Source organism: Chitinimonas sp. BJB300, from assembly GCF_002735695.1.
Taxonomy (GTDB): domain Bacteria; phylum Pseudomonadota; class Gammaproteobacteria; order Burkholderiales; family Chitinimonadaceae; genus Chitinimonas.
The window spans coordinates 12,760-24,378 of record NZ_PDZH01000028.1 but is presented as its reverse complement, the minus strand read 5'-3'; the positions used below and the strand labels follow the sequence as shown (position 1 = coordinate 24,378).

Annotated in this window: 10 protein-coding genes and 1 pseudogene; 6 read left to right on the top strand and 5 right to left on the bottom strand. The window is 49.2% G+C overall.

The features are described 5' to 3' along the window. Positions 1 to 20: 20 nt before the first annotated feature. From CSQ89_RS06855 to CSQ89_RS06830, 5 genes and pseudogenes are all read left to right on the top strand, one after another. The gene (locus tag CSQ89_RS06855) at positions 21 to 593 is read left to right on the top strand and encodes a DUF2247 family protein (protein ID WP_099405436.1); all 573 of its coding nucleotides are present in this window, start codon (positions 21 to 23) and stop codon (positions 591 to 593) included. Positions 594 to 1,182: 589 nt separating this feature from the next. Then, positions 1,183 to 1,464 (top strand): hypothetical protein, encoded by a 282-nt coding sequence (locus tag CSQ89_RS06850; protein WP_099405435.1) that lies wholly within the window; start codon positions 1,183 to 1,185, stop codon positions 1,462 to 1,464. 64 nt (positions 1,465 to 1,528) lie between these two features. After that, positions 1,529 to 1,795 carry a hypothetical protein gene (locus tag CSQ89_RS22000; RefSeq protein WP_139022986.1) on the top strand — a complete coding sequence of 89 codons (267 nt, stop codon included), beginning with the start codon at positions 1,529 to 1,531 and terminating at the stop codon, positions 1,793 to 1,795. A gap of 1 nt (position 1,796) precedes the next feature. After that, on the top strand, positions 1,797 to 2,057 hold the full coding sequence (locus tag CSQ89_RS06845) for a hypothetical protein (protein ID WP_099405434.1): 261 nt from the start codon (positions 1,797 to 1,799) through the stop codon (positions 2,055 to 2,057). 1,164 nt (positions 2,058 to 3,221) lie between these two features. Beyond that, positions 3,222 to 3,416, top strand: a pseudogene (locus CSQ89_RS06830) (hypothetical protein); the annotation flags it as partial. 2 nt (positions 3,417 to 3,418) lie between these two features. Here the strand turns inward: CSQ89_RS06830 and CSQ89_RS06825 are convergent. From CSQ89_RS06825 to CSQ89_RS06810, 4 genes are all read right to left on the bottom strand, one after another. Then, entirely contained in the window at positions 3,419 to 4,387 is a 969-nt protein-coding gene (locus tag CSQ89_RS06825; RefSeq protein WP_099405431.1) for a hypothetical protein, read from the bottom strand. A gap of 211 nt (positions 4,388 to 4,598) precedes the next feature. Beyond that, positions 4,599 to 5,195: an SMI1/KNR4 family protein gene (locus CSQ89_RS06820; RefSeq protein ID WP_099405430.1), complete on the bottom strand. Its 597-nt coding sequence runs from the start codon at positions 5,193 to 5,195 to the stop codon at positions 4,599 to 4,601. A 1-nt stretch (position 5,196) separates the two neighbouring features. Beyond that, a complete protein-coding gene (locus tag CSQ89_RS06815) occupies positions 5,197 to 7,608 on the bottom strand; it encodes an RHS repeat-associated core domain-containing protein (protein WP_099405429.1) in 2,412 nt (803 codons plus the stop codon). A 3-nt stretch (positions 7,609 to 7,611) separates the two neighbouring features. Continuing rightward, positions 7,612 to 9,888 carry a hypothetical protein gene (locus CSQ89_RS06810; protein WP_158228927.1) on the bottom strand — a complete coding sequence of 759 codons (2,277 nt, stop codon included), beginning with the start codon at positions 9,886 to 9,888 and terminating at the stop codon, positions 7,612 to 7,614. A 737-nt stretch (positions 9,889 to 10,625) separates the two neighbouring features. Here CSQ89_RS06810 and CSQ89_RS22405 point away from each other — a divergent pair. Next, positions 10,626 to 10,781 carry a hypothetical protein gene (locus CSQ89_RS22405; RefSeq protein ID WP_233202979.1) on the top strand — a complete coding sequence of 52 codons (156 nt, stop codon included), beginning with the start codon at positions 10,626 to 10,628 and terminating at the stop codon, positions 10,779 to 10,781. Between the two features lie 348 nt (positions 10,782 to 11,129). On the opposite strand, the gene CSQ89_RS06800 is transcribed toward CSQ89_RS22405, so the two are convergent. Then, on the bottom strand, positions 11,130 to 11,459 hold the full coding sequence (locus tag CSQ89_RS06800; RefSeq protein WP_099405426.1) for a hypothetical protein: 330 nt from the start codon (positions 11,457 to 11,459) through the stop codon (positions 11,130 to 11,132). Positions 11,460 to 11,619 lie beyond the last annotated feature (160 nt).

Sequence of the window (11,619 nt, the reverse complement as noted above, 5' to 3'; positions counted from 1 at the left end):
TTTTATATATCTAGTCAAACATGAAGATTGATAACGTTTTTTTACGACTAGAAGCCCACTCACTTGTGGATTGGGGTGTACTGCTTCTTGGAATTCAAAATGAATTGCCAGGATTCTCAGATGAGCGATTGAGTGGAAAATTTGTTGAGGAATTTGCTACGGAAGAGCTTGCGGAAATCGGCAGTGGAGATGAATTGTTTGAGTTAATGGCTTCGCTCGCACTTGATGTTGATACGGCTTCACCTGAGACGAGGAAGTCTATTGAAGAGGTTTGCCACATAAAAAGGGTGGACACTCAGCTATCAATGCGCAAATGGCAGTTTGTAATAATTGAAGACTTGATGAATAGAATTGATCCGGATCCTCTGTATGGACTAATCCAACTATCCGAAGCTTGGGCAGCTTGGGGTTGGCCAAGTGATGCACCGACTTCCATGCGTAATGGCGGTGGAGGTATATCGGCAGATCAATATGGCTCATCTGATGCATTTCTACGTATTAAAGAAGAAGTAGAGAAATGGCTTAGAACCGAATTAACCGAGTTGAAGAAGGACAGTGATGTAACTCGTATAGCGGATTCGAGCAGAGCGTAGCCAGGAATAACTTCAAACCTCAAAATCATCCTCACAGCGCACCCAGTCGGCATTGCCGTCTAAAGGCGCGCACTCGTCCCGGTCGGTCCACCATGCCGGTGGGCCGGCAGGATGCCAAATCATTCCTGTCATTGCCAAATGCGTGCGAATACTCTGCCAATTGCACGGCAAAGCCGCGCTGGTAAAACGCACTTGGGCGGCGTCTTGGACGCCCCCCAAAAAGGCCCCTAAAAACCCCCAAGTTGTGTGCCATTAACTCGTGTCAAAATACCCCCCACACCAGATGCACCAGATGCACCACTTCGTGGGCTATAAGTCACCATCGATTGCATCTGGTAACTACTCGGCTCAGAGAGTAGCCGATGTTGTCGATTTGAGTGCAGCAATGGTTTCTGGAAGAGCAATTGTTCATTCGAGAATGTTCGCCACAACATCTGGTCCTTTTATTAGCGAAACAATGACAGTAACCCGAACATGGGGAACTGTCCCTAGAAATAGTGCAGATTGGCTTGGTGTATATCAAGCCACGCAAAACATCGGTGATGCATATGGCTATTAAATTTAATAACTCCATTTTTTATGGTGAAGAATGAAGAAATTCTTTATTACAACATCTCCTATTTTCTTCACCATGATTTTAGTCGTGTTTGGAGTTAGATATTTTCAGGGTAATTTTTTACTTGGTGCTTTTATTGTTGAGCTTGGACTTGCTGGCGGTGTCCAATCCACCTATAACTCGATCCGTAGCGAATCTGACAAACTTAGTGGTGCCGATAAAGTCATACTTGTGCTGTGTACCTTTCCACTATTGGTTAATTCAGTTTTTTTCCTATTGGTTAGTTTAAATTTCTTATCCAAAATGTTGGAATGACTTTTAGAAATAGTCTGTCCTATGCAGATCAATACATAGCTTACTATTGGAAGGCTAGTAACAAGTGAAGTATTTAATTGATTTTCTTTATCCTGCTTTTAGCTGGATAGCGTTCTTCTCATTAGGAATTATTGCAGTTGAGTCAAAAAACTACTTACTTATGATCGGACTTAGCTTAGGCTTTCCAGGGATGGCGCAAAGCCAATGGAGGAACGTTGTTAAACCAAGTTTAGGTAGTCGTTATTGGAAGTTTTCTTTTGGCCTCACCATAGGTGCAGCAGCAGCCTATTACATCTTTGCATTAGGTTATCTTTTACGAACCTGGATGTGAGATGAGTCTGTTAATAAAAATTGGTCATCCAATCTTTTGTTGGGTGTTTTTTATAATACTAGGGCTAGAAGCTATTAGAGATGATAATTTCATTACCATGCTAATTGTTGCGTTGGGATTGTCTGGATTCTCTCAAACGTACTGGACGCTGTACTTAAAAGACAAACATCCAGCAGAAAATGCAGATTGGATTTATTTTTTTGCTGGGGGGATGGCAAGCTTTAGTTATTTAGTTTTGATAGTCATCAACTGTTTGAAATAGCCTTCTATTCATAGCCCCAAGTCACCATCACAACGCACCCAGTCGGCGTTTCCGTCTAGATGCACGCACACATCCCGGTCGGTCCACCATTCAGGTGGGCCGGATTCGGCGCAGTGGTCGAAATAACCCGCATCAAAGGGTGGCGGTGCGTCTAAACCGGAGTCTTCCTCGGGGTTCCACCATGCTGGTGGCCCATCATCGGGGTAATCCTCGTCGTTTTGCGGGGTTTAGGTTGGTGCCAGTGGCTCGGTTGGGCATCAGCCAACAACTGCGTTTTCAAGCTCCGCAGGTTTTAGTACCAGCAGTTAGCAATGAGGACATACCATAATGCGCTCGTACATCCACTTCGTGGTTTATCATCCAATATTCACTCAGGTCTTGATCGCATATTTAATTTCGATTGCTGGATGTTACTCATTTCTCGGGTTTGCGTATTTGTTCCAATATATTGGGTTGAATATAGGGGAGAAAAGGATCATGAGTATGCTTATCTTAGGCAGTATCTTTGCGATTGGAATGACGTGTCTTTTTATTAGGTTTTGGATAAAACGATATCGCTTTGAGATGGACAGCAAAAAACGTTTAGATGAGCACCTCGGTTTGAAATAGCTTTCTATTCAAAGGATGAGATTGTCATCACTGCACACCCAGTTCGAAAAATAGTGCTAAATAATTGTTCAAGGAAAATAATATGGTGGTTACAGTTTGCTTTGAACTAGGTAGGCTATTGGCTTTTTTTGTTTCATTCTATGGACTGGATGGTGAGGTTGGACGAGGGCTGATTGGTTATATATGGTTTCTTGTTGGCTATTTAGAAGATGTTAGATTAGCCTATGGAAAATATAGGTTGTATTTCATGCCCATAATGCGTGGAACAAACAACTGGCGGAAACTAATGCTTCTGCTTCTCATTATTTCCACGTCAATAAATGGTATTGTTTTGGCAAAACATTCTAACTAGATGTAATTAAGATTTGAGACCAGACTGGCGAAAAGTACTGAGATGAACACCTGTAGCGAGCCACACTCCAACCGTAGCGCTTGCCGAATTATTTGTCGTTTGATTTGGAGAGAAACCGGCTGGTTTGCCAAATTACCGCTGTACGCAGTTGCCCAGGTTAGGACGGACCAAAGGCAGGAAGCGCCTGGATAATTCGGTTGGATTTTGGGAAATCACAAACGCGACCGATGCTCGGATTCAAGGACTTTCGTTCGGCCGCCAGGATAATTGCCGGTATCGAAACCATGCACATGATCCGCAAGGGGCAGCTTGACTGCCCCGAAGGGCAATCTATGTCTGCAGCTGACCAATTCTACCAGCCGGATCATATACAGACTGATAACTATTATTGTGAATGAGGTTAAAGTTCCGATAGACCTTCAATTAGGCGAGTCTCAAGGTTATTTGCTATGAGCCCATAGAATTCCGTATAACCTAATAACCCGACTGCTAATTCATCCATATCCATATAGGAAGTGTATTGATGCTCGCCAAGAGGGGACATATTGGCGAAGCTCAAAGGAAGAACAGCAAGTTTCTTATGAAATAAGCTCTTCTGTTTGCTACGCCTTAAATCCATACGAAAGTGTGCATTCTTGGGGTCCCAGTGCTGCACCCCATCAATGATTTCATACCCCCCTTCCAAATTCCCCCAAGAATCATTAATCATCGTCATATTAATGATCCATTCATCTACCAGCGGTTTTGTAAAGAATCGGGCAGTCTTGGTGGAAAGCTTCGGATTAGCAGTAAAGCCAAATCGCGCCAGTCCCTTGCCAAAAACTTCATAAGCAAAATCACGGGATTCTTCATTTCCACCACGTATCCGCGTATGTGGTGGTGGCAAGTGGCGTTCTATTTCCGCAGCCCTCAGTTTTCGAAATTCTACTTGGCAAGAGTGGCGACGGGCATCTGCTATGGCATAGTCAAGTTGCTCATAAGCTCTCCTGCAAGGACCCATCAGGAGATTCCACTCATCATCTCTGACCTTTGGATTCAGTCTCAACTCAATCCTAGGTTCATTTTTGGTTCGCAGCTCTTCTAAGAGCGCGGACTTATAAGGGGAACGATAAGCTAAACGCCCTTCCAGTTCAAAAAATGTATGGAACGGATTCGCAAAATTCTCCTTGGCACGCTCTTTCTCAAGTTCCCTATGCAAATCAAGTTCATGCTGGTCTTTGGCAAGTCCTTCGAATAAATTCAAGTTTGCCTGGAAAGCGACAAACCCGCGTTCTGCAAGTTGGTCGCCATAGCGGTAGTACGAATCACCCATATCCACCAACATGGATAGAAAATGCGCGGCAGATTCAAAAGTCAGTTCTTTCAGCATCGAGTTGGGTTCCAATCAAGATTCATACATACCGTTCCAGGCATCTTTAAATGATACCTTTATGGGAAAAGCGCCCACCACGGTACCGGAGGTGGGAGTGCTTAATTCGAGTAATTAGATTAAGCCAGTTCAATAGCTAATAAAAAGCCGGTGCGGATTTCTCCGGCACCGGCGATTTACTTCTTACTGCGAAACATTCAGTCGAATGGACTTATGCGTTTAGTGTGGAAGGTATTGTTGGTTCCTTGGGGTTGATTCTTTTACCTTCATTATCAAATTGAAGGGACAACCGCTTAGCCTCAGACAATAACATGTCCCAAAAGCTAGGCCACTCATTCAATACTGGCTGTGCTTCGGTTTGAGGGAAACGGAAAACCTTTAAAGTTTCCGTATCAATTACCAGTCTAGATCCATCATATTTGTACCCACCAATACTTAAGTGTGTATCTGGCGTACCTACTGGCTTCTCATAGACATTCGGGGTCTCTATGGAAAATGGTTGACGAGACGCGTCACCAAATCTTTCATTGTTTTGTCGGAGCCCATCAATGCTTAGACTACCCGAGAAAAGATTAAGGCCGTTTGTCATGCTCAAAAACTGTTTAAAGATGTCTGGAAAATTCTTGCCCGTTACGCTTTCCAGTTCACTGATTTGAGCATCCCCAAGAGGCGCATAGACGGTATGTAGCCACGCTTCTGCTGCAACATGTGGAACATGACCATAGAGGCGAACTCCATTACTTAAATTGTCATAACCAAAAGCTTTCGCTTTCTCGATTATGTCCATAAGTTCGATAAATGGCGTCATTTCATTCCCTATTAATCAATGGTCCAACGGAAGGGTTTTGCCATGAACCCTGATGCCCATTATTAAAATGTTCCGATGGCGTCATAAATCTTACGTTTCCAGGGTTGCTTGCCATACCAGGGTTATTAGCCACATTGTTAATATGATGGCCTTGCATACCACGAACTGAGCCATTGGAAAGTAGTTCACCCAATTGGGATTCAGTCCAACGTCTGGTGCCTTCGCCCGTTCTGCTAACCATACTGGCTTCGTCTTCCCATGCTCTACGCACTCCTAAGCCACGAGCATACTTTACATATTGCTCATAGGATCGTGAACACTGAGCATTATTTTGTCTTGCTAACAAATCCCGTAGGTAATTTGTCAGGCGTTCAACATCCTTATAACCATATGTACCTGTGCCTGGTGCCGAAGCGGTGGAATAACTATAGTTAGGTTGGGCTTGGCGAATAATATCTGTCAGACGCTGAACTTCACGGGCTGCACGTACATTCTCAAGAGATGGCCCGGACTGACTAGGAGGTGCAACTCTAACGCGGGATAAACCATCTGGGTCAACATAGGACAGAGGATTATTACCCACGTATGAAAACGTATTGATCCCACCTGCCAACCCAATCGGGTCAGATTCCAGATACCGGCCATTCTTGCGGTCGTAATTGCGGAAATAGTTGTAGTGGTGGCCGGTTTCCTTGTCGAAGTACTGACCAGGGAAGCGCAGGTTGAAGGTGTACTTGGCACCAGTGCCTTCCGGGTCTTCTTCCGCATCGGTAGCACCAAACGGCTCGCCCAGCTGCCAGGACCAGATCGCGTGCTTGGTAGCGTCCGTGACCAGTCGTGGCGTGCCAAGGTGATCGGAATGGATGTTACGGATGTCCATGCCGTTGTCGACCAAGGCTACGGGGGTGTCGCCCAGATAAATGTATTCCCGCTTCGTGACACCGAGTTGGTTCGACTCGGCAATCAGCCTGCCGCCTTGGTCGTAATGAAATACCGTGGTGGTGCCTTGGTAAGTCTTGGCTACCCGTTCGCCCAAGCCATTCAGGGTGAACTGTGCGCCCGACGCTTCAACTAGCCGGCCGCGGACATCATAGGTGTAGTTGTTGCCGCCACTGATACGGCTGCCGTTGGCGTCGTATTGGAAAACAGGGTTGGCACCATCCGGTAAGGACGCAGCTTTAAGCCGATTGCTGCCGGCTTCAATATCCTGCTTGAACACCATATCGTCGCTACGGCGTGAGGTGCGGTTGCCGTTGGCGTCGTAGCCATAGCCTTCGCTGGGCTCGAAGGCCAGCCCTCTGCGTAGGATGCTACGGCCGTCTTTCCATTCAGTCAGGCGGTCCAGCTTGTCATAGGCATAGCTGGCACGTTGCCCTACCGGTAAGCCCAGTCGCTGCAACATACGCTCCCACCAACCGCCACTGATGCTTTGCCCAGTGATGCGGCCTGCGGTGTCATGCGTCAACGTGACCGTGCTATCACCCATGCTGTAGCTGGTGATCTGGTTCACATTGTCGTATTCAGTGGTACGAACTTCGCCATTGCCCCAGGTCCAGGACTTTGCCGCACCGAAAGGCCGGTAAGCGAGGTTCTGGATAACGATCTTCTCGGGCTCGGTGCCTTGCTTGGTCGTGATCTTGTTGACTTGCCCGACATCGTTGTAGGAATAAGTCACCACGCGACCACTCGGGTAGGTCAACTGGCTGAAGCGCCCTTTGTCGTCATAGCCGTAGCCAGTCGTGTAGTCCTTGTTCCAGATGGAACGCTTTTCCGTAGCAACGCGGCTGAGTGGGCCATAGGTGTAGACGATCTTGCCACTAGGGTCGGTTGCTTCGGTAACCATGCCCGCGCCAGGAACGCCATTGGCCCCATAGGCATAGGTTTGCACCTTGCCATCGGCGAAGGTGACCTTGTTAAGCTGGCCGCCCGGTGTGTACTCATACTGGGTGAGTTGGTTCTTGGCATCGGTATGGGTAAGCACCTGGCCCACACCATTGCGGGTGAATTTGGTAACACCTGTATCGGGGCTGGTAATTTGCAGCACATTGCCCAAGGCATCGTGCTGGTAGCTGGTGACTAAGCCGCGTGGGTCGGTGACGCTGGTGATGTTGTCCAGGCTGTCATAGCCATAACGGGTCACACCACGCTCTGGATCAGTCACACTGCTCAGGCGGTTATGCCCGTCATAGGTATAAGTCGTAACCCGGCCAAGGTTGTCACGGGCTTCGGTACGGTTGCCATTGGGGTCATAGCCGTAGCTGACCCAGCCGCCATCAGGATAAATCTCCTTTTGCAGGCGACCCAGTTTGTCGTATTCGTAATCTTTGCTGTAAATCGTGGTGGCGGTGACCGGCGTCAACATGACGCACGCGGCGGCCAGCGCCAGCAGAAGTGGGCGGGAGCGGAATGGCATGACTTAGCTCGCTTGGGGGAAAGGTTGGGTGTTGGCCAGCAAATCGGCATCAATGCGCTTAGTGAGCGCACTGACGTTGCTATTGCCATCGCTGACTTCTTCTAAGGTACGGTTGCCCAAGGCATCCAACACATAGCGAATCGTGCTACCGAGCTTGTCGCGCACGCCAACCAAGCGGCGGGCATCGTCATAGGTGTAGGTCAGTTGCTGCCCATCAGGGGTACTGACACTGCCAAGCAAACCAGTGGCGGTGTAGCTATAGGTGGTGGTGAGTGCGCCGACCTTCTGGCTGATCAAGCGACCACGTGGATCGTAGGCCAGGGTGACCACTACGCCATTCGGACGGGTGATGCTCAGCGGCAAACCATCGGCGTTGTACTGGGTGTAGCGGGTAACAGACCCGGCAGCATCGGTCACGCTGGCAACGTTGCCGGCAGCATCGTAGGTGTAGCGGGAGATGCCACCGACTGCATTGGTACTGGCGGTAATCCGATTCTGTGCGTCGTAATCCCAGCGCAGGGTATAGGTGGCATTGTTGGTCAGGTCCGTGACCTTCTTCGCTGTCAGATTGCCCTTGGCATCGTAAGTAAAGTCGGTACGGTTGCCGGGCACTGTGATGCTGGCTGGCAAACGGAATGTCGGGTGCCATTCGGTTGTCGTCGTGTGAGCAATCGGGGTGCCGGCGGCTTCAATACGCTGGGTTTCCAGCCGTCGCACGGCATCGGCCTGGAATTGGGTGGCAACGCCCATCCGATCGGTCAGCTTTGTCTGCAAACCATTCGCGTCCACCTCAAACTGCTGGGTAGTGGTCGTGCAGGTTGGGCAGGACTCGGTAAGGGTTTTGAGGACCGTCTTGCCTTTGACACTCTGGAACGCGTAGGTGGTCGTCAAGCCCAGTGCATTCACCGCCGTTGCCTGGGTGCTATCGGGATAGCTGACGGTGACTTTTTCAACGCCGCCGCTGTGTTCGCTGCTGATGGCGCGGCCTTGCGCATCATAAGCCCAGGTGGCGAAGCGAATGCCGGCTTCATCCTTGATGCCGGTGAGGGCATTCGGGAAGCGGGTATCTTCATACAGGTACTGGCGCGACTTACCGTCCTGATAGGTTACGGTCGATAGCTTGCCTGCCGCATCGTAGCCATAAGCAATGGTTTGCAAGGCGGGGTCTTTGATGGACGCCAGACGGCCTTGCGCATCGTAGGTGTAAGTCAGCACCCGTGCATTGCTGTCGGTAATCGTGGTCAGCTTGCCGGCCGCATCATAAGCGTAGGTGAGGGTATAGCCGTCAAGATGCTGCACACTCAACAAGCGGCCATTGCTCAGGTCGTAAAGCTCGACCGCGTTGCTTGGCGTGGTGAGTTGCAGACGATCTGCCGTGATTTGCAGGGTATAGCCCACACCATTGTGGTCGGCACCGCCACCCACCAAGGGGAAGCTGATGACTTTGCCGTCGCCGCGCATGGCCTGCCAGGTTTCACCCACATCCACGCCATTGCTTGGCGTCGTTGGGACGCCTGGATCGACCGGGCCGGTACCGCCACCCGGTTCTTCGCCATTGAGATAAACAATGACGCCACCCGGCAACGAGTTGGGTTTCTTTTCAAACTTGGCAAAGCGTTTGATATTGGCGTCGTTCCATAGCCCATTCAGACTGTTGTAATGCCGAATGACGCTAAGCCGATTTGCCCCCGCGCCTTGGTAATCCACTTCTTTTTGATATTTATTGCCCGTGCCTGGTTGAATGGGGTTGGCGCACTGAGCAACGGTAGGTTGCGTCGCATCTTCGCCGCAAGTCTCACCTAGGTTGATATTGACAAGATTGTCGCCAGCGGCTGGTGCACCAACACTGCACTTGGCATGGGCATCTTCAAAAAACAGCATGCCGGGAATGGATTTCGGCGCAGTTGCGCCAGAAAAATCAACACCGTTGATGATGCCTTTGAAATTATTGTGTACCGCGACTTGATGCGTTTTGCAGCTATTTGCATAGTAGCGCCGCATATTCAACGCTTTGAGTTGGCTTTCCATAGCGGACGGCAATCCTTGCGCATCGGTGTCTGTAACAGCGGTAATCACGCCGTTGACACACTGCACCATCGCATAGCCAAAGTTGTAAGTACCATCACCGTAGTTATCCGACTTCGCGGCAACTTCCACGCCAATGGTTCTTATCCCATTCTTGGGATCACACGTGCCAGCCGCATAAGACAAGCCAGATAACAAACCGCTTGCCAACGCAATAGCCACTGCGCGCGTCACGGCCTTTGATTTAAAGTTCATTGAAGACATTCCTTGTTTCTTGGATGGGCGCTTGCCCGCGAGAGAATGACTAACTTCTGGATGGGCGATGGTTCCCGCCCCTGTGGGCGTGCGGGATCATACTTTAGTCAATGCTAAAGTACATAGGCATAATTTTGAATGAACTGATTCGGCTAGAGGCGCTGTTATCGCCGTCAGTGAAGTGGACTGCATTTGAAACGGGCCTGGCCTGCATTCAACACAATTTCAGGACTGAATTGGTTGCATCTAGCAAGCTATCCAATATTCATTGTTATGTGGGCTTAGATGGATATTGAAATAGGGATAGCTTTATTGGCTCACGCGATAGCTCATTTTTAGAACGATCATCGTTCAATAAACCAACGTCTATTGGGCGATCCTGGTCAGACGCAGCCAATTCTGGCTTGAACCCATGCAATGCGGTCCTAGATGATGGAATGCAGTCGCCATTGCAGCGAATGCTGTCCTGATAAGATGGATCGATGCAGTTAATTCGGTCCTAGGAGCACGCCGAATACAACCTTGGCCAGGTTCAAATGCTGTCGCTGACAGCTAACATATTGACAGTGACTACTCTCCGCCGGCCATACTCACAATGGTGGTTGTCAAGGATTTAGTATCCTACTTAATCCGATGTAACTGGGAATGGTGGAGGTAGTGCCGTGGTGTTGTCCTATTTAATCAAGCGGGAACGGAACGTCGGCGGGTTGGTGCAGGTACAGTATTGGAATAGCGCTGTGTGGTCCTCAACCGATGCCAAGGCCTACGCCCACAAAGCCACTGCTGAACGCATATTGCGGAAGTTGGTACAGGGCAACGAGGTACTTCCCAATGATGTGTGCTCTATCGAGCAATCGAAGGATTCAGCCCAAGTCGATCCGAATTTAGCGTAAAAATAGTTCCCGCTTTACCTTTAGATTTCCATCTTTCCCTCGCCTACACTTTCTTTTCCAGAATAACGGCGACTAGCCGAATAGGAGAGTGAAGTATGCGGTGTCCAGTCTGTGGTGCAGTGCAGCTAGCGGGGACTTTCCAAGATCAACCCTTTAGCAGTAAGGAGCAGTCAGCTTCTACCCTCTTATGGGCAAATGTCTGTTGCCCAACCTGCGCCGAATGGATTCAAGTGAATAGCGAAACCGAGCGCGCCGCGCAATACATGGGGGCTTACTCGAAATGCGGGCAACTCAGCCGGCGCTGAGCCGCTGGGATTGAAGCAAAAGCCCCGTGAGTCAACGCTATGCTCATGGGGCGGGCTTGTACAAACCATTGACGACGGTAATCCCGTGGCTGGTAAACCATACAATGGCTTCTTCTGCCTGTTCATGGCCACTCAGCGGCGAACTGAATTCACGAAAATCCTCCGATTCCACTATCAACAAGTTCACATAGACATACACCGTTATATCGTTTGAGTACGCATCCTGCCATTCCAGTTCTCGCTTTTGAGACGCATCAACAAAGCTGAGTAGGTTGTGTGGAGAAGGGAGGTAATGCAGCGTCATGCCACTTAACTTCAGCGATACCGGCACGACTTGTCGTGGAATGTGCCTTGGCAAGTCAATCATTTTCATATTGCATCCAAGGCAATTTGCCCTGTCAACTTTTAAAACGGGCAGCATGCCGCACCGGGGACAAGTTCCTTTTGCCAAGCCGAAATAGGTGCCCTTGGCAGCCTGCTGTTTACCTGTGTATTCCATCGACATTCACGCAACCGGATGGGAATCTCTCGAT